Annotated in this window: 18 protein-coding genes; 4 read left to right on the forward strand and 14 right to left on the reverse strand. The window is 67.5% G+C overall.

Features of this window, described 5'->3' with window-relative positions; genetic code table 11:
* Window positions 1-55: 55 nt before the first annotated feature.
* Entirely contained in the window at window positions 56-565 is a 510-nt protein-coding gene (locus SCD90_RS06195; protein ID WP_319843756.1) for a hypothetical protein, read from the forward strand.
* Here the strand turns inward: SCD90_RS06195 and SCD90_RS06200 are convergent.
* From SCD90_RS06200 to SCD90_RS06265, 14 genes are all read right to left on the reverse strand, one after another.
* Window positions 549-1,664 (reverse strand): thiolase family protein, encoded by a 1,116-nt coding sequence (locus SCD90_RS06200; RefSeq protein WP_319843757.1) that lies wholly within the window; start codon window positions 1,662-1,664, stop codon window positions 549-551. The two genes, SCD90_RS06195 and SCD90_RS06200, sit on opposite strands and share 17 nt — an antisense overlap.
* The gene (locus tag SCD90_RS06205) at window positions 1,661-3,142 is read right to left on the reverse strand and encodes a class I adenylate-forming enzyme family protein (protein ID WP_319843758.1); all 1,482 of its coding nucleotides are present in this window, start codon (window positions 3,140-3,142) and stop codon (window positions 1,661-1,663) included. The genes SCD90_RS06200 and SCD90_RS06205 overlap by 4 nt, the downstream gene beginning before the upstream one ends.
* Entirely contained in the window at window positions 3,139-4,257 is a 1,119-nt protein-coding gene (locus SCD90_RS06210) for a biotin transporter BioY (protein WP_319843759.1), read from the reverse strand. The genes SCD90_RS06205 and SCD90_RS06210 overlap by 4 nt, the downstream gene beginning before the upstream one ends.
* Window positions 4,257-4,862: an energy-coupling factor transporter transmembrane component T family protein gene (locus SCD90_RS06215; RefSeq protein ID WP_319843760.1), complete on the reverse strand. Its 606-nt coding sequence runs from the start codon at window positions 4,860-4,862 to the stop codon at window positions 4,257-4,259. The genes SCD90_RS06210 and SCD90_RS06215 overlap by 1 nt, the downstream gene beginning before the upstream one ends.
* Window positions 4,859-5,602, reverse strand: a complete 744-nt coding sequence (locus tag SCD90_RS06220) for an energy-coupling factor ABC transporter ATP-binding protein (RefSeq protein ID WP_319843761.1) — start codon at window positions 5,600-5,602, stop codon at window positions 4,859-4,861. The genes SCD90_RS06215 and SCD90_RS06220 overlap by 4 nt, the downstream gene beginning before the upstream one ends.
* Before the next feature lie 9 nt (window positions 5,603-5,611).
* Window positions 5,612-6,136 carry a gluconokinase gene (locus tag SCD90_RS06225; protein ID WP_319843849.1) on the reverse strand — a complete coding sequence of 175 codons (525 nt, stop codon included), beginning with the start codon at window positions 6,134-6,136 and terminating at the stop codon, window positions 5,612-5,614.
* 29 nt (window positions 6,137-6,165) lie between these two features.
* The gene (gene pgl, locus SCD90_RS06230) at window positions 6,166-6,885 is read right to left on the reverse strand and encodes a 6-phosphogluconolactonase (RefSeq protein ID WP_319843762.1); all 720 of its coding nucleotides are present in this window, start codon (window positions 6,883-6,885) and stop codon (window positions 6,166-6,168) included.
* A 2-nt stretch (window positions 6,886-6,887) separates the two neighbouring features.
* Window positions 6,888-8,405 (reverse strand): glucose-6-phosphate dehydrogenase, encoded by a 1,518-nt coding sequence (zwf, locus tag SCD90_RS06235; protein WP_319843763.1) that lies wholly within the window; start codon window positions 8,403-8,405, stop codon window positions 6,888-6,890.
* Window positions 8,395-9,390 carry a phosphogluconate dehydrogenase (NAD(+)-dependent, decarboxylating) gene (gene gnd / locus SCD90_RS06240; RefSeq protein WP_319843764.1) on the reverse strand — a complete coding sequence of 332 codons (996 nt, stop codon included), beginning with the start codon at window positions 9,388-9,390 and terminating at the stop codon, window positions 8,395-8,397. The genes zwf and gnd overlap by 11 nt, the downstream gene beginning before the upstream one ends.
* Window positions 9,391-9,481: 91 nt before the next feature.
* A complete protein-coding gene (locus SCD90_RS06245; RefSeq protein ID WP_319843765.1) occupies window positions 9,482-10,351 on the reverse strand; it encodes a type 1 glutamine amidotransferase in 870 nt (289 codons plus the stop codon).
* Window positions 10,348-11,526, reverse strand: a complete 1,179-nt coding sequence (locus tag SCD90_RS06250) for an iron-containing alcohol dehydrogenase (RefSeq protein ID WP_319843766.1) — start codon at window positions 11,524-11,526, stop codon at window positions 10,348-10,350. Before SCD90_RS06250 ends, SCD90_RS06245 begins: the two co-directional genes overlap by 4 nt.
* Before the next feature lie 114 nt (window positions 11,527-11,640).
* Complete coding sequence (locus SCD90_RS06255) at window positions 11,641-13,026, reverse strand: aldehyde dehydrogenase family protein (RefSeq protein WP_319843767.1); 1,386 nt, start codon at window positions 13,024-13,026, stop codon at window positions 11,641-11,643.
* Between the two features lie 62 nt (window positions 13,027-13,088).
* Window positions 13,089-14,453 (reverse strand): glutamine synthetase family protein, encoded by a 1,365-nt coding sequence (locus tag SCD90_RS06260; RefSeq protein ID WP_319843768.1) that lies wholly within the window; start codon window positions 14,451-14,453, stop codon window positions 13,089-13,091.
* Between the two features lie 69 nt (window positions 14,454-14,522).
* Window positions 14,523-16,034 carry an amino acid permease gene (locus tag SCD90_RS06265; RefSeq protein ID WP_319843769.1) on the reverse strand — a complete coding sequence of 504 codons (1,512 nt, stop codon included), beginning with the start codon at window positions 16,032-16,034 and terminating at the stop codon, window positions 14,523-14,525.
* Window positions 16,035-16,206: 172 nt separating this feature from the next.
* Between SCD90_RS06265 and SCD90_RS06270 the strand changes: the two genes are divergently transcribed.
* Genes SCD90_RS06270 through SCD90_RS06280 form a run of 3 tightly spaced genes read left to right on the forward strand, consistent with a single transcriptional unit; the run spans window position 16,207 to window position 18,628 of the window.
* Window positions 16,207-17,082, forward strand: coding sequence for a MurR/RpiR family transcriptional regulator (locus SCD90_RS06270; protein ID WP_319843770.1), 876 nt, complete (start codon window positions 16,207-16,209; stop codon window positions 17,080-17,082).
* Window positions 17,083-17,142: 60 nt separating this feature from the next.
* Window positions 17,143-17,994 carry an urease accessory protein UreD gene (locus SCD90_RS06275; protein ID WP_319843771.1) on the forward strand — a complete coding sequence of 284 codons (852 nt, stop codon included), beginning with the start codon at window positions 17,143-17,145 and terminating at the stop codon, window positions 17,992-17,994.
* A 13-nt stretch (window positions 17,995-18,007) separates the two neighbouring features.
* On the forward strand, window positions 18,008-18,628 hold the full coding sequence (locus SCD90_RS06280) for an urease subunit gamma (RefSeq protein ID WP_319843772.1): 621 nt from the start codon (window positions 18,008-18,010) through the stop codon (window positions 18,626-18,628).

Below are 18,628 nucleotides of genomic sequence, written 5' to 3' on the forward strand. Positions count from 1 at the left end.
GGTCTGGTTCTTCGCCCGCCACACGGCCGGGCGTCCGCATGCTTTGGAGATTCCGATGACCTTCGTCACTCGTTCTGCGCTGGCCGCCGGCTTCGTGCTTCTCGCAGCCCCCGCCTTCGCTCAATCCTCCGAGGCGGATTACGCCAAGCGTTTCGACGGCAGCTTCAACGGCGGTGGCAAGGTGCGGACGGAAGCGAATGCCAGCCCGTGGAATGTGAAGTGCAAGGTCACCGGCAATTCGTCGGCCACCTCGCTCAAGCTGGCCGGCTCCTGCACGGCGGCCGCCATCGTCACCCGGCAGATCGGCGCCGACCTGACGATCAGCCCGAACGGCACCTATACCGGCACCTACACAGGCTCGAAGATCGGCCCGGCACGCATCTCCGGCAAGCGCTCCGGCGACACCGTCACCCTCGCCGTCACCTGGCCGAAGGAGGTCAACGGTGACACCAAGGCCACGATGACCATCACCAACAAGGGCAACGGCTTTACCTTCGCGGTGGACGATCTGGACAAGCCGGGCGGCAAGACCGTCCGCATGACCGACATCAACTTGTCGAAGTAACCACCAGCGCACTGCCAAGACCGCCGGCCGCCGCGATTGCAGCCAGGCCGGCGGTTCCGTTTTCGGCGCCCGCCAGTTCGTGAACCAGGCGCACGGCCAGGATGGCGCCCGACGCCCCGATGGGGTGCCCGCGCGAAAGCGCTCCGCCTCCGCGATTCACCGCCTCCTCCCTGAGGCCTGTTCCCCTGACGCAGGCCATGGCCTGGACTGCGAAAGCCTCCATGATCTCGGCAGACACTATGTGCCCAGCCCCTAGATCAAGCCGGTGGAGCAGCCGCCGTGCAGCCTCCACCGGCGCAACGCCCGGACTCTCCGGATCGCCGCCCACCCGCAGGCTGCCTATTATGCGGAGGCCGCTCGTCGCAAACCTCTCCGACACCACGAGCACCGCAGCCGCAGCATCGGCTTCGACGGCAACGGTCGCCGGCGTCAGGCCGTGTTCCTTTGTTCCTGCGATGAGCGGAAGACGCCGGCACATCGCGGCACCCAGCCGCCGCTTGAACGCGTCTGCCGGGAGGCCCTCCAACGAAACGATCTCGCCGGTCGGAAGAGCCTCCATCGCCTTGCGATGGCTTTCGACCGCAAAGGCCTCCTGCTCATCGCGGGTGATGCCGAGCTCTCGCGCCAGCATGGCGGCAGCCTCGATCATGTCCGGGTCACGGTCGTCCCAGGGCGTGAAGGGCGGCCGGTCATAAAGGCGCGGCTCCTCATCCGGCCCGCCCGGTCTCACCGCGCGCAGCGGCGAGCGGCTGAAACTCTCCACGCCGCCCGCGATGATCGCATCCGCCTCGCCGGCGCGGATGCGCGATGCCGCCAGCATGATGGCATCGAGGCCGGAGCAGCATTGCGTGTCGACCGTCAGCGCCGGAACACGCTCCGGAAGCCCCGCCGCCAGTGCGGCCATCCGCGCCGGATTGCCGCCGCCATACAGCGCATTGCCGAGGATGACCTCGTCGATTTCCCCGGCCTCAATACCCGAATCCGCCAGCAGTGCGCAGATCACAGGCGCGGCCAGTTGATGCGCCTCGAGATGCCGGAACGCGCCGTTGCGCGGCACGACAGCCGTGCGTTGCGCGGCGATGATCGTGGCGTGGCTCATGGCAGCACCCGGCATTCGCCTGATGCCCAGAGGGCTTCGAGGCTGAGGATATCCGCCTTGCCGGAGGGGCTGCGCGGCCAGTGGGGTGGCACGGCGAACTGCCGGGGCAGCATGAACGCGGGCAAATGCGCGCGCAGTTCAGCGAAGAGTTGCGAGCTGCGGAGATCGGCACCGTCAGTCACTGAAACGAGCGCGATCAGGCGGATATTGCCACCCTGCCCCGGACTTCCGAGGACAACGGCCTCCGCCACGCCGACGCAGGCCGATAGCACCTGCTCCACCTCCTCCGGATGCACGTTGCGCCCCGCGATCACGAGCATCCTGTCGGCCCGTCCTGCGAGATGCAGGAAGCCGGCATCGTCCAGCCATCCAACATCGCCGACCGACAACGCCGCCCCCGCCCGCAGCAGCCGCCCTTGCCCAAGTGCGTAGCCGGAGAAGGCCTGCCCGCTTTGTGCGAAGACGAAGCCGCGCTCACCGTCCGGCACCGGACGCCCCGCTCCGTCGCGGATGGTGATCTCGACACCCGGAAAGGCTCTCCCGACCGAGCCATGCGGCACCGGCTCGTCCGAGCGCGCCAGTGCCACGAAGCTCAGTTCGGCGGCCCCGTAGAAGCCGCACATCGAGGCGTTGGGGAAAGCCCGCGCGAGCGCGCCGCTTTCCTTGTCCAAAGAGGGCGCGCCGCCGAACAGGATGAGGCGCACTCCGGGCATCGGCTGTGCCGCACCGCTCTCCACGGCCTGTGCCATCAGGTGCAGGTGCGACGGCGTGCCGTAGATTACGGTCGCCTCCAGTGCCCCCGCGCGCCGCGCCGCGGCACCCGGCCGGAAGCCATCGGGGATGATAGAGCCGGCACCGCAATGAACAGCGTGCGCGAGCGCGAAGACGGCGGTCGACTGGCTAAACGGACCCAGCGCCATGACGCGATCTGCAGGCCCGATGGCGAACTCGGCATGCAGTCCAGCAAAGCTCGCCAGCCATGAGCCGTGACTGCGGCGGAATCCCTTGGGCATCCCAGTCGTGCCGGAGGTGAACCCGATGTAGAAATCCGCGTCGTCCGAAAGGTTGGCGATGCGCACGCTGTCGCGGCAGCCGAAGGCGTCCAGCACATCTGCCGCGTCCGGCTCAGGCGGCAAACCCGCGACATCGATAACCGGCGGACCGCGTTGCGACAGCTTCACCGCGGGCTGCAGGGCCGCCAGTACGTCTCCGGTGCGCGCCTCCGGCCAAGCGGGGTCCATCACCACCGCCTCACGCCCGGCCGCCACGCTGGCAAGGAACAGCAGCGCGCAGCCCACCCCGCCGAGATCAAGCGCCACGGCTCCGTCACCCGGCGCTTCGCGCGCCAGTGCCGCGCCGAGCCTGCCCACCAGATCGTGCAGGGCGGACCAGTTCATTGGCTCCAGGCCCTCGGCAAAAAATGCCGGCGCATCCGGCCGCTCCGCCGCGTGGCGTGCCAGCGGCGCCAGCAGGTTCATCGGCCGCGTGCGAGGGCCTGCGGAGCGGCGCGGCTGGCCAGTTCCGCGATGAAGCCGACCGCCACCGCCTTCAGCAGATCGCCCGGCAGGAACACGGTGCTGGCGTAGAACGCCTTCAGCAGGGTCAGGTTCGCCTTCCACGCCAGCCACGGAATGCCGAACGCGTACATCACGAGGATGCCGCCGATGACCGAGGCGAAGATCGCCGCGATCAGCAGCGGCGTACGGCCCAGCTTGTCCATCATCACGCCGGTGGCGTAGGCCGCCGGCACGAAGCCGATCAGGAAGCCACCGCCCGGCCCGAAGAACACGCCGAGCCCGCCGCGCCCGCCGGCCAGAAGCGGTGCGCCAAGCGCCACCACGAACAGGAACAGCATCACCGCCAGCGCACCCTGCCGCGCGCCAAGGATGACGCCCGCCAGCATCACGCCCATGCTCTGCGCCGTGATGGGCACGCCGCCGGCCACCGGCAGGTCGAATTTCGGCAGCAGCCCAAGCGCCGCGATGATGGCCGCGAACAATGCGATGCGCACGAGATCGCGCGTCTCCATATCGCCGCCGCCACCCTCCTGAACTTCCGTGGCAAGCGACTCCCGGAACAGGAACGCGGCAAGTCCCGTGACCAGCGCCTTCACCACGCCACCCGCCAGCAGGCCAAGCGCAAGGTCCACCCCCGACCCCAGCCCACGCCCGGTCAGCCAGAGGTTCACGGGGATGCCGATCAGGTTCAGCACCACATAGCCGCCGAGGAAGCCTGCTAGCGTCCCGCCCATGAACGGCCCCAGCCGCCCGCCCCAGCGTTCCATCGCCCAGCCGGCCACGAATGCGCCCGGCACGAAGCCCAGCACATAGCCCACCGTCGGCCCGGTGAAGACGTCGAAGCCGCCGCGCCCGCCGGCCAGGATCGGAAAGCCGAAGCCCACGCCGATCAGGAACAGCAGGGCCGAGAGCGCGCCGTTGCGCGGGCCGAGAAACACGCCGGCGAGCGTCACGCCAAGGCTCTGCGCGGTGATCGGCACGCCTCCCAGCATCGGCAGGTCGAAGCGCGGTACGAGGCCGAGAGCCGCAATGAGCGCTGCGAAGAACACCACCCGGCCCAGTGTCCTGAGATCCATCACCTGCCCTCTCGGCGAAAGCCACGCGCGTCCAGCGACTCGGCAACCTGCTCGCCGAGTCGTAGCGTTTCCACGATGAAGGGCGCAATCAGCCGGAAGCCCGGTTTGCGGCCCGTGCGCGCCCGCCATGCCTCCTGGCGTGCCTCCCAATTGGCGCCGAGCACCGGCACGAAGCGGATGACCAGCGCCACCGCCAGCGCGAGCTTGCGCGGGTTGATGCCAAGCGGCCGGAACAGCCTCAGCACGGGCATCATGGCGTTCATCATGCCCTGCATGGTCGTGGTCATGCTGACGAGATCCGCCAGCAGCACCATCAGGACGAGGCGGATCACCGCCACGAACCCGGCCAGCGGATCCCCGGAAATGAGGTGGAGTCCGAACAGGATGGCGAGCAGCGGCAGGAAGGCGCGCAGTCCAGCGATGCGGCGCAGCGCCTGCTGCCCGAGCGACGCATAGGCCGCAAGGCACAGGCACAGGCAGGCCAGCAGCAACCGCCAGTCCTGCACGGGCAGCAGGGCCACGCTGACGGCCGCCAGCGCCAGCAGCTTCACGCCCGGCCAGATCCGGTGCAGCCAGGAGCGGCCCTCGAAATAGCCGGCGATCACGTGCCCGGCCCCGCATAGCCGACGCTGTCGAAATAGGCCGGCAGCACCCCGTCAGGGGCGCCGTCCATCCTCACCCTTCCGGCTTCCAGCCAGATCAGCCGGTCGAAATCGCGCAGGAGATCGAAATCGTGGGTGACCATCACCACCCGCTGCGGCAGCGCGCGCAAGCGGCGGCGAAGGTCCAGCCGGGTTGGCAGATCGAGGCTGGAAAACGGCTCGTCCAGCAGAAGGATCGACGGCCCGCCGGACAGCACCGCCAGAAGGCACACCAGTTGTTTCTGCCCCTCGGAAAGCGCGTGCGTGGCGCGGCCTTCCCAGCCGGCGCAGCCATGCTCGGCCAGCAGCGCCGCTGCCTGCCGCTTCGCCTCCTTGGTGGGGAGGCCGTTCTCGGTCATGCCGAAGCTGATTTCCTCCTCAACCGTCGGGAAGAGGATCTGGTGATCGGGATTCTGGAACAGGAAGCCGATGTGGCGCGGCAGGTCGCGGCGATGCTCGCGCGTATCCAGCCCATGCACCTGGACCGTGCCTGCATCCGGCATCAGCAGACCGCCCGCGAGCCGCAGCAGCGTGCTCTTGCCCGAGCCGTTATTGCCGATGAGCCCGATGCGCGGCTCTGTCAGCGTCAGCGAAAACCCGTCGAACACCCGCCGTTCGCCACGCGTCAGCGCCACGCCGTCAAACCGCAGATGCGGCTTCGGCTCGGTCGTGGCTGGTGTGGTCGGCTCGTGCTCGGCTCGCATGGAGCCGCCTTATCCCGCTCCCCTGCCGCCGTCCAGCTTGCAGAGAACATCCGGCAGTTCCGCGAGCGCCTCCGCGGCCCGCTCCGCCACCTCGGCAGGCTCGCCTTCCACGCTGACGCGCACGGAGCGTTCGTCGCGTCCGGGCACTTCCAGAGCGACGAACTGGCTGCGCAGCAGGCTTGCCGGCATGAAGTGCCCGCTCCGCTGTTGGAGCCGCTGCTCCAGCACCGAGCGCGGAACGTCGAGGTAGACGAACACGGCACCGGCATCTCCCCGGCGCAGTTCGTCGCGATAGCTCCGCTTCAGCGCCGAGCAGGCCAGCACGATCTGCTCGTTCTCGTGCCGCGCCTGGCGCATGCGGTCCGCCACTGCCTTCAGCCACGGCCCGCGGTCATCGTCGTCGAGGGCCATGCCGGCGCGCATCTTCGTCACATTTGCCGACGGGTGCAGGTCGTCGGCGTCGACGAAGACAAGACCCAGCCGCTCGGCCAGCAGCCAGCCGACCGTGCTCTTGCCCGAGCCCGACACGCCCATCACGACAAGGGTTCCCCCCGTCCTGCCGCTCAGCGCTGTTCTCCTGCCGCCGCCCGGTCGATGAACCAGGTCAGCCGGCCCACGGGCTTCAGCCGCGCGGCGGGCACATGCTCGCCTTTGCGCACGCGATCCAGCGCGACGGCCTTGCTGGCGCCGCTCACGAGGAAACCGGAGGCCCGGCAGCTTTCGAGAACGGGAAAGGTCAGGGTCACGCGCGGCACATGCGGCTCCATGCCGGCGTCCGCGGCGACAGCCCACCGCTCCGCTTCAACAAGGGCCGGAGAGCCGGGGAACAGCGAGGCCGTGTGCCCGTCATCGCCCATGCCGTTCAGCACCAGGTCGAACAGCGGACGCTCCGGGTCCAGCCGATCCGCGCCGTAGAACGCCTTCAGCTCGGCTTCGTAGAGCCGCGCGCTCTCCTCCGGTGAGGAGGTCTCGGTAGAGATGGCGTGCACATTGTTCGTCGGGATGGCGACATGGTCCAGCAGGGCGCGCCGCGCCATGCTCATATTGTTGCGCGGATCATCCGGCGGCACGAAGCGCTCGTCGCTGAGGAAGACGTGGATCCGCTCCCAGGGCAGGTCCACCGCCTGCAGCAGCCGGTAGAGCCGCTCCGGCGTCGAACCTCCGGTCAGGCACACCGCAATGCGATCGCTGCCCGCGCGCACGGTGTCGATGAACCATTGCTCGGCCGCGCGCGCCAGGGCGTCGGCATCCGTCTGCTGGTTGATGTGGTGGTCGTCGAGCATGGCTAGATGAGCTCCCGCCATTTGCGGCCGTCACGGGCCAGCAGGTCATGGGCCGCCTTGGGGCCATCGCTGCCGGCGGCATAGGTCTCGAGCCCGTTGGTGCCGGCATTCTTCCAGGCCTGCAGGAACGGCTCCACTGCCCGCCAGCCGGCTTCCACGCCATCGGCGCGCTGGTAGAGGATCGAGTCGCCCGTCATGCAGTCGTAGATCAGGGTCTCGTAGCCGGTGGCCGGCACCGCCTCGAAATAGTCCTTGTAGCGGAAGGTCATGCCCACGGGCGCGATCTCCACCTCCGGGCCGGGGATCTTCGCGTTGAAGTGCAGCTTCATGCCCTCCTCCGGCGCGATGCGGATAACCAGCAGGTTCTCAGCCAGTTCCTCCATCGGCAGGTTTCGGAACATGGAGACGGGAGCCTGCTTGAACTTCACCACGATCTCGGTGCGGCGAATCCCCATGGCCTTGCCGGTGCGGAGATAGAAAGGCACGCCGGCCCAGCGCCAGTTGTCGATGTCCAGCCGCATGGCGGCAAAGGTCTCTGTCGTGCTTTCGGCACCGACATGCTGCGCATCGCGGTAGGCGCCGACCTGGCGGTCCCCGATCTCGCCGGCCACGTATTGGCCACGCACGGAATGCGCGAGAGCCTCCTCGGGCGTGTTGATGCGGATCGAGTCGAGCGCCTCGGCCTTCTCCGAGCGAACGCCATTGGCCTCGAAGCGAGACGGCGGCTCCATGGCGACCAGCGACAGCAGCTGGAACAGATGGTTCGGCACCATGTCCCGCAGCGCGCCCGTCGCGTCGTAGAACTGGCCGCGAAGCCCCACATCCACGGTCTCGGCGACCGTGATCTGCACATGGTCGATGTGGTTGCGGTTCCACACCGGCTCAAACAGGCCGTTGGCGAAGCGCAGGATCAGGATGTTCTGGACCGTTTCCTTGCCGAGGTAATGGTCCATGCGGAAGATCTGGTCTTCCTTCAGCACCGCCAGCAGCTTCCGGTTCAGGGCCTGCGCGGATGCGAGATCGGTGCCGAACGGCTTCTCGACGATCACGCGCCGCCAGGCACCGTTCTCTTCCTGCGTCAGACCGGCTGCCGCCAGATGCTCGGCAATGGGCGCAAACATCGTCGGCGGCGTGGCGCAGTAGAACAGGCGATTGCCGCCTGTCCCGCGAACCCCCTCGATTGCCTCGAGCGCGCGCTTCAGGTCTCCATAGGTCTTGTCATCGTTCAGGTCGCCATAGACGAACTGGATGCAGGCCAGCAGCCGGTCCGCCACCTGGCGGTCCACCTTTTGGGTGCCGAACTGCGCCAGCGCCGCCCGCATGTCGTTGCGGAAGGCGTCGGGGCTCATCTGCTCGCGGCCGACGGCCACGATGCTGAACTGCTCCGACAGAAGGCCCTGCGCCGCAAGATTGTACAGCGCCGGCATCAGCAGCCGCCGGGTCAGATCACCCAGCGCGCCGAAAATGACGAAGGAACAAGGGTCTGCGGGCGGAGTCTGGACTTTCTTCTCAATTGACATCTGGCGGTGGCACCTTTGGCTCGAGATGACCGCCGAAGCCCTTCCGCATGGCGGAAAGCACCTTTTCCGCGAATGTGTGCTCCTGGCGGGAGCGGAAGCGTGCGAACAAGGCGGAGGACAGCACTTCAGCCGGCACCGCCTCGTCGATGGCGGCCTGGATCGTCCAGCGTCCTTCGCCGGAATCCTCCACATAGCCGGAATAGTTCTTCAGCGTGCCATCCTCGACCAGCGCGGCGGCGGTCAGGTCCAGCAGCCAGGACGTCACCACGCTTCCGCGCCGCCACACCTCGGCGACCTCGGTGATGTTGATGTCGAGGCGCAACTCTTCGGGAAGACGCTCCGACGCCGCGTTCTTCATGATGTCGAAGCCCTCGGCATAGGCCTGCATCATTCCGTATTCGATGCCGTTGTGGACCATCTTGACGAAATGGCCCGCGCCGCTCGGTCCGGCATGGATATAGCCTTCCTCGGAACGGGAATGCCCGCCCTCGCGCCCGGAGGTGCGGGGGATGGTGCCGTGCCCGGGCGCCAGCGCCTGGAAGATGGGGTCCAGTCGCTCCACCTCGGAGGCCTCGCCACCGATCATCAGGCAATAGCCCCGATCCACGCCCCAGATGCCGCCGCTGGTTCCGACATCCAGATAGAAGATGCCGAGTTCGGCCGCCTGCCGGGAGCGGCGGATATCGTCCTTCCAGAACGAATTGCCGCCATCGATGATGGTGTCGCCGGGCTCCATCATCTGCATCAGATCCTGCACCACGGCTTCGGTGATGTGCCCCGAAGGCACCATCACCCACGCGGTGCGCGGCTTCTCCAGCTTCTGGACGAACTCTTCCAGGCTGGCTGATCCGGTGGCGCCCTCCTCCACGAGGGCCTGAACGGCGGCGGTGTCGCGGTCGTAGACAACCGCTGTGTGGCCCTTCACGTGCAGGCGGCGCACGATGTTGCCACCCATGCGGCCGAGGCCGATCATTCCAAGCTGCATCGAAAATCCTCCGTGCCCGACATAGTGCGCGATCACGACATGCCAAAGACCTGCGCCGATTTGCCAATCGGCCTAAGCCGAAAGACGGTGATCAGATTCGCCCACGCTGGGCCATCGCGGGCCGCACCATATAGGCGATCCAGTTTCGTATTTCGGAGAGGCGCCGGTCCTCATCCAGCACGTCCCTGTCATAGCCAAGGCGCCAGGAGAGATCGGTGCGCGAAGGGTCGGCCTCCAGCGCCCGCAGATCGGTCACATGGGCGTGGAGGTCCTCCTCGGCGCGAAACGGGCCCTCCTCCACCAGCACCCTGCCATAGCGCTCAAGCACCGCGATCATGTCCTTTAACGTGAACTCGGGATGATACTGCACGCCCCAGAACGTGCCGTTCCCGTGCCGGATTTCCGCGGCCTGAACCTCGGAGAAGCTGTTGGTCGCCGTCACCGTCATGCCGGAGGGCCGCTCCGAAACCTCGTCCGTGTGAACCGCAGGCGCATCGAACGCCCAACCCTTGCCGTCATGCATGGGGTGTGCCCGCCCGGCCTCCGTCAGGGCGATCTTGCGGGCAAGGCCGATCTCGCGCCCCTTGGGCGAGCGCCGGACGCTGCCACCGGCCGCCACGGTCGCCACCTGAAGCCCCCAGCACGAGCCGAAGAACGGAACGCCCGAATCGAACACCGCACGCGCGAAGTCCACCTGCCGCAGGCATTCCGGCTTCTCGTCATAGATGTTGAGCGACGAGCCGGTCATCGCCACGCCGTCATAGCCGCCGAGCCCGCCGCTGTCGGGCAGGTTCGCACCGGGATCGGCGGGGAAGCAGATGTCCACCACCGCGTCCGGAACGATGTGGCGCAGCACGTCGGAATAGCCTTCGCTGTAGGTCTTGCCGCGTATAGCCGCCTGCCGCTCCCGCGCCCGTTGGGTGTTGCCCTCGACGACCAGCAGCCTTGGTGCCCGCGTCACCTGACGCCCTCCAGATCTCCCCGGATCGCGGCGCGAATCAGCGTCTCGAAATCGGCAGCCGTCAGCGGCACGGGATTGCCGCCCGTCGAAGGGTCGCGCTCCGCATGCTCCGCCAGTTCGGCCGCGCGGCTTTCCTCGACGCCGAGTTCCGCCAATGTGTGCGGCACCCCAAGCGCCTTGCGGAATTCGAGCAGCCATTTCAGCACGGCATCGAAGCCACGCTCCGGCAGGTCCAGCACGCGCGCCACCACAGCCATCTTCTCCTCGATGGCGGGACGGTTCAGCACCAGCACGTAGGGCAGCATCACGCCGTTCGTCAGGCCGTGATGGGTGTCGTAGAACGCGCCGACCGGGTGCGAGACGGAGTGCACCGCGCCCAGCCCCTTCTGGAACGCCGCCGCGCCCATGGAGCCCGCCGCGAGCATGCGCGAGCGCGCCTCGATGTCGTCGCCCTCGGCGTAGGCGCGCGGCAGGTATTCCGCGATGAGGCGGATGCCCTCGATGGCTATGCCGTCGGCCATGGGGTGGAAGCCCGGCGCGCTCAGGGCCTCGATGCAGTGCGCCAGCGCGTCGAAACCGGTGGCGGCGGTCAGGAACGGAGGCAGTCCGATTGTGAGTTCCGGGTCCGCGATCACCACCTTCGGCAGCATCAGCGGATGGAAGATGATCTTCTTCTCATGCGTCGCGGAATTGGTGACGACCGCCGCGCGGCCCACTTCAGAGCCTGTACCGGCGGTCGTCGGCACCGCCACGATGGGCGCGATCACGTCGGCATTGGCGCGGGTGTACCAATCGTCCACGTCCTCGAAGTCCCAGATCGGCCGGGTCTGGCCGGCCATGAAGGCGACCATCTTGCCGACATCGAGCGCCGAGCCGCCGCCAAGCGCCACGACGCCGTCATGACCGCCGTCGCGATAGGCCGCGAGGCCCGCCTCGACGTTGCCCTCGGTGGGATTGCCCTTCACGTCGGAGAATACGTCGGAGGTCAGGCCTGCCGCCTGCAGCACGCCCTTTGCCGCCGCGACGACGGGGCCGTCGGCCAGGCCCTTGTCGGTCACGATCAGCGGGCGGCCGATGCCCGCCGTCTTGCAGGCATTCGCCAGTTCGGCGATGCGGCCCGGGCCCACCAGCACGCGCGTGGGATAGTTCCAGGCGCCCTTCAGTTCAGCGGTCATGTCTCGGTCTCGTTGTGATCGGTAGGGTGGGCAAAGGCGCAAAGCGCCGTGCCCACCGATTTTCTCGGTCAGCCATGGTGGGCACGCTTCGCTTTGCCCACCCTACGGCCTCACTCAAATCTGCTCGCGGAGATGGAAGCTCTTGGGCCGCGTCAGCATGCCGTAGCCAAGCTCGGACAATGACGCGCCGCGCCCGGTATCCTTCACGCCCGTCCACGCCAGAGCCGGATCGAGGTAATCGCAGCGGTTCATGAACACCGTGCCGGTCTCGACCCGGTCACCCAGGCGCTCGGCGGCGTCCACATCCGTGGTCCAGATCGAGGCGGTCAGGCCATAGGGGCTGTCGTTCATCAGGCGCACCGCTTCGTCGTCGGAGGACACCTTCATGATGCCGACCACCGGGCCGAAGCTCTCCTCCGTCATCACCCGCATGGAATGATCGACACCGGTCAGCACCTGCGGCGCCAGATAGGCCGTGCCGGGCTTGTCCGCCGGATAGTTGCGGGCATCGAGATGCGCCGTCGCACCGGCGACCACAGCCTCGGCGGTCTGCGCGCGCACCAGATCGGCAAAGCGCGTGTGCGCCATCGGGCCGAGCGTGGTGGCTTCATCGAGCGGGTTGCCCAGCACATAGGCTCCGGCCTGCGCCACATAGCTCTCCACGAAGCGATCGTAGAGGCTCTCATGCACATAGACGCGCTCGATGCCGCAGCAGCACTGGCCGGAATTGTAGAACGCGCCGTCGACAAGGTTCTCGACCGCATGGTCGAACTTCGCATCGGCCCGCACATAGGCGGGGTCCTTGCCGCCGAGTTCGAGGCCAACGCTGGTGAAGCTGCCCGCAGCCGCGCGCTCGATTGCCCGTCCACCGCCGACCGAGCCGGTGAAGTTCACATGATCCACAGAGCCGGTGGACAGGATCTTCGTCGTGTCGTCGTGCGAGAGAACGAGATTGCGGAACAGCCCCTTGGGGCCACCCGCCGCATCGAAGGCCTGCTGGAATCGCTCGCCGACGAGGATGGTCTGCGCCGCGTGCTTCAGGATCACGGCATTGCCGGCGATCAGGGCGGGAACGATGGAGTTCACGGCGGTCAGGAACGGGTAGTTCCAGGGCGCGATGACCATCACCACGCCCAGCGGGTCACGCTTGATGTAGCGGCGGATGCCCTCCTTGCCGGCCGGAACGATGGGGGCAAGCGCCTCCTCCGCGATATCCACCATGTAGCGGACGCGCTCCTCCACCGGGCGGAACTCGCCGCCGTAACGTACGGGGCGGCCCATCTGCAGCGCGAGTTCGGGCACGATCTCCTGGTTCATGGCGGTCAGCGCGTCCATGAACCGCATCACGAAGGCCGAGCGCTCGGCAATCGGCACCTGCCGCCAGCGCGCCTGAGCGGCCCGCGCCTCGGCCAGCGCCGTGTCGATCTCCGCTCCGCTCGCCGTTGCCCGCCGCGCCACTTCGCGGCCGTCGATCGGCGATACGCAAACTATGTCACTCATGCTCATGCACATCCTGTCGCTGAAGCTGTGCGTCCAACCCTCTCCCCGGGAGAGCGAAGAACTCAGATGATCTCGAAGTAGCGCTGCAATTCCCAATCGGTGATCGCGCGGCGGAACTCGCGTTCTTCCCACTCCCGTGTGGCAGCGAAATGATCGACGAAGGCATCCCCGAACAGATCGCGCGCCGGAGCCGACGCCTTCAGCCGTCCGGCGGCCTCCATGAGCGAGCGCGGCAGCGCCCGTTCCGGCGCGTGCTGCACGGCGTAGGAATTGCCGTCGATCGCAGCGTCCGGCTCCACCCGGTTCTCGATGCCCCATAGGCCGGATCCGATGGCCGCCGCGAGCGCGATGTACGGGTTGATGTCGGCCGCCGCCACCCGGTATTCGACGCGCTGGCTGGCCGGCGAACCGCCGATCACGCGCAACGCGGTGGTGCGGTTCTCGACGCCCCAGGTGGCGTCGGTCGGCGCCCAGAAGCCGGGGATCAGCCGCGTATAGGAATTCACCGTCGAGGCCACCATTGCCAGCAGTTCGGGCATCAGCCGCTGCTGTCCGCCCACGAACCAGCGCATGATGTCGGACATGCCGTGCGGCTTCCCCTCCTCATGGAAGACGGGCTTCCGGTCGCGCGTCAGCGAAACGTGGAGGTGGCCGGACTGCCCCGGCCAGTCGGCCGACCATTTGGCCATGAAGCTAGCCATCCAGCCGCGCTGCTGGGCCAGCACCTTGGTGAAGGTCTTGAACAGCACCGCCCGGTCTGCCGCCTCCAGCGCGCCGGAATATTCGATGGCGGCTTCCAGCACGCCCGGGCCCGTCTCGGTGTGCAGCCCCTCGATGGGGAAATCCATGGTGCGGCCAAGCGCCAGCAGGTCGCGGTAGAAGTCCGAGTGCACGGACGAGCGCAGCATGGAATAGCCGAAATAGCCCGGCGTGATGTTCTTCAGTCCGCGATAGTTCTTCTCGCGCACGGAATGCGGCGTCTCCTCGAACAGGAAGAACTCGAACTCCGCCGATGAGACCACCCCGAAGCCGGCGTCCTCGGCCCGCTTCAGCACGCGGCGCAAGGTGCCGCGCGGGCACACCTCTTCGGCGGCACCCGTGAACTCGGCCAGGAAGAACAGCATGCCGTCTTCCATCGGCACTTCGCGGCAGGTGTCCGGCAGCACGCGCACCGGCGCGTCGGGATAAGCGGTGTGCCAGCCGGTATAGGTGAGGTTGTCCACCAGCTGGTCGTTCGAGTCCCAGCCCAGCACCACGTCGCAGAAGCCGAAGCCCTTCTCCAGTGCACTGAGGAACTTGGACTTGGCCATGTACTTGCCGCGCATGACGCCATCGACATCGGTGACGCCGACCTTCACATGCTCGAGCCCGCGCTCCTCCACGATGCGCCGGGCGTCATCGGCACTCTTCACATCACGTGGGTCCATCGCTTCTCACCTGCTCCGACGAGTAACGGCCGGGCGCGAACGCCCGGCCGCATTGATCCTGATCCAGACCTAATGGCTGCGGTATTCTGCGGCACCCTTGGACAGGGCGAATTCTTCTTCCGGCGAGAGCACCAGCTTGTGGCGCCCGACCAGGGCAAAATAGACGATGGCGATGGCGAACCACACCAGCACCCACATCACGCCCTTGGTGAAGTTCGGGTCCTGCACCTGATAGAACAGCGTGACCACCGCGATGATGATGGTCAGCACCGCACCCGGCACTCCCAGAGGGCTGCGGAAAGGCCGCTCGATGTGCGGGGCATTCCGGCGCAGCAGGATGAACGAAGCCGCCTGCGCGATGTAGGAGAACATTGCGCCGGACACCGCCATGTTCAGCAGCACGCTGCCGATGGAGGCCCCCGCCTGCTCGGCGCCAAGTGCGAACCAGATCACCAGCATCACGGCCAGGCCGGTCAGCGCTCCCACCAGCAATGCGAGGTGCGGCGTGCGGTACTTGCTGTGGGTGATGGACAAGCCGCGCGGGAAGTAGCCGGCCCGGGATAGCGAATAGATCTGCCGGCCCTGCGCGTAGAGGATGGTGTGGAAGCTGGCGATGAGGCCCGTCAGCGCCACGATGCCGAGCAGCACCACGCCCGAATCGCCATAGACGGCACGGAAGCCATCGAGAAGCGGTTCAAGGGAAGATGACAGCTTGAACGAGCCCACGCCGATGACCGATGGGTTCAGCAGCACGATCATGAAGGCCGAAATGATCAGCGTGATCATGCCGAGGATGATGCCCTTGGGCATGTCGCGCTTGGGATCGACACTTTCCTCGGCCGCCAGCGGAAGCTGCTCGATGGCCAGGAACAGCCACACGGCGAAGGGAAGGGTCGCCAGCACGCCGGAGAAGCCGAACGGGAACAGCGACCCGCCGCCCTCCGGCAGTTCCACCGCCGCTCCATCCGGCCCGACGCCGATGTTCAGCGCCCAGCGGCTGAAATCCATGTTCGGGATGGCGCTGACCCAGAAGAACACCAGCACGGCCAGCGAGATCAGGGTCACCACCATGGTCACCTTGAACGACAGTTCGAGGCCGAACACGTTCAGCGACACGAAGATGGCGTAGAAGATGATCCAGACGACCGGCGACCAGGCGGGATCGAACCCCACGATGGAGTTCACATAGGCCGTAATGAACGTCACCACGACCGCCGGCGTGATCACATATTCCACGTTCTCGCAAAGGCCGGTCAGGAACCCGCCCCACGGGCCCATGGCCGTGCGGGAGAAGGAATATGCCGCGCCGGTGTGCGGCAGCGCCGCCGACATCTCGGCGATGGAGAAGGTCAGGCCCAGATACATGATGGCGATGATGATGGCCGCGACCACCATGCCGCCCCAGCCGCCCGTGCTGAACCCGAAGTTCCACCCGGAGAAATGGCCGGAAATGACCGCACCGACGCCGAGCGCCCAGAGCGAGGCCACGCCCGCATAACGCGTCAGGCCTCTCTTGGCGAAGTAGGCATCATCGACTGTCTGGTACTTCACGCCACCGGCGCCCGCGTCCTGATGCGACATGCTAGACCCCCGTCTGCCGTGGCTGGGCCAGCGGCACGCTTCCCGAACGACCGGGCGGCTGACGTCGCTGGCCGGGCGTGGAATGATCGTTCCAGACAGCGCGATTGCATGTCAACATGGAATGATCTGACCACACGGCTTTGACGCAAGATTCAGCAGGATGCCGCCCCCGATGGATGCGGAAAGAGCAACAACCCTCCTCCACCTGATCGAGGACGCCCTGCCCGGCCTCACCGCGCAGGAGCGCCGCGCCGCGCTCTATCTGCGAGACCATTATCCGGTGGCCGGCCTGGATCCGCTGGCCCGTCTGGCCCGGGTCAGCGGCGTCAGTTCCCAGACCGTGCTGCGGCTGGCGGCAAAGCTCGGCTTCGGCAGCTATCGCGAGCTTCAGGACAGCCTGCGCGGCGAGGTGGCCGCCGAACGCGCATCCCCTCTCGGCCGCTGGATGGGCCGAAGCACCACCGCCAGCGAAGAGGACTGGCTTGCCGGCTTCGGGGCACAGATCGCGGGCAACATCGCGGCGGCGTTCTCGATGGTGGTGCGCGAGGACTTCGAGCGCGCGGCGCAGGCACTGGCCGACCGCCGCCGCCCTGCGCTGGCCATCGGCGGCCGCTTCACGCAGGCGCTGGCCCGCACCATCACGCGCCATCTGGAGGTCGTGCGCGGCGGCATCGAGGAAGTCGGCTCCATCTCCTCCACCTGGCCGGACCGGCTGATCGACGTGGACCGCCGCTCCATCGTCATCGCCTACGACATCCGCCGTTATGCGCCCGACGTGGTGCGATTCACCGAGATCGCAGCCGAACAGGGCGCTTTCGTCATCCTGTTCACCGACAGCCGCGCCGCGCCGGCCTGCCGCCACGCCTCCGTCGTCTTCGCCGCACCCACCGACAGCGCCGGCGCCTGGGATTCGCTCGCCGCCCTCTTCGCCGTCACGGAGGCGCTGATCGCGAGGGTGACGGAACTGGAAGGCAGCGGCACGACGGAGAGGCTGGGCCGCCTCGAGAACATTCGCGCACGCCTTCTCGGCCCCGGCGACGGCGTCTAAAGGCGGCTTTGACTTCATCGCCCAAAAGTCGGACCGTCGCGCCGCTTCGACGGGACGCCCATGTACGCAACGCTTCACGGGGATAGCCTTCTCGCCGCGCCGCCTGCGCCGCAGCGGCAGCGTGCGCTGGGCCGTCTCGTACTGGAAGCGACGGCGAGCGGAGGGGCCACCCGCGTGCTGAATCTGTCCGAGAGCGGCCCGTCGCGCATCCGCCTCCCACGCACCCATGGCGGCGCGCTGGAAGCGGTGATGATGAACACGGGCGGCGGCATTGCCTGCGGCGACATCATGCATGTGCAGGTCGCCGCAAAAAGCGGCAGCGATGTCGTGATGACCACGCCCGCGGCCGAGCGCATCTACCGCTCCGACGGGGCGGTATCCGAGGTCCATGTGAGGCTGGACGTGGAGAGCGGCGCGCGCCTGGAATGGCTGCCGCAGGAAACCATCCTCTACGAACATGCCCGGCTGCGCCGAAGCTTCGAGGCTGAAGTGGCGGAGGACGCCACCCTTTCCATCTTCGAAGCCGTCATGCTGGGCCGGCACGCGCGCGGCGAGCGCATCACCCACGGCCTGCTGGACGATCGCTGGCGCATCCGGTGCGCGGGGCGGCTGGTCCATGCCGATAATCTGGTGCTCGACGGCGCGCTGGACGCCCTGCTGCGACAGCCGGCGGTGATGCGCGGCCACACGGCCTTCGCCACTTTCCTGCACGTCGCGCCGGACGCGGAAAGCCGGCTGGAGGAGGCGCGCGAGGCGCTTGCTGGCGCGGAATGTGCATGCGCCGCAAGCGCCTGGAACGGCCGTCTCGCCGTCCGTTTGCTGGCACCCGAAATCGCTCCCCTGCGGCGCAGCGCGACCGCATTCCTCACCCGTTTCCTGGGGCGCCCCCTGCCTCGCGTCTGGCACAGCTGACAAGGACCATCCCGTGAATCTCACGCCCCGTGAAAAGGACAAGCTCTTGGTGGCGCTCGCCGCCATGGTGGCCCGCAACCGCCTGGAACGAGGCGTCAGGCTCAACCATCCGGAGGCCGTCGCCCTCATCACCGATTTCGTGGTGGAAGGCGCGCGCGACGGCCGCTCGGTGGCGGACCTGATGCAGGCCGGCGCGAACGTGCTGACCAGCGATCAGGTTATGGAGGGCATCGCCGAGATGATCCACGACATCCAGGTCGAGGCCACATTCCCGGACGGCACCAAGCTCGTCACGGTGCACCACCCCATTCGTGGCGCGGCATCCGAGAACGTGCCCGGCCGCGTGACGGCGCTGCCTGGCGAGATCACCTTCAACGAGGGCGCGGAACGCATCACGGTGGAGGTCGCCAATGTCGGCGACCGCCCCATCCAGATCGGCAGCCACTACCACTTCTTCGAAGCCAATGCCGGCCTCCGCTTCGACCGCGACAAGACACGCGGCATGCGCCTCGACATCGCGCCCGGCACCGCAGTGCGCTTCGAGCCGGGCGCCAGCCGGCAGGTCACGCTCGTGCCGCTCGGCGGCAAGCGCGAGGTCTACGGGTTCCGTGGCGACGTGATGGGAGCACTTTGA

The sequence above is a fragment of the Terrihabitans rhizophilus genome (genome assembly GCF_033898525.1).
Lineage (GTDB): Bacteria > Pseudomonadota > Alphaproteobacteria > Rhizobiales > Methylopilaceae > Flaviflagellibacter > Flaviflagellibacter rhizophilus.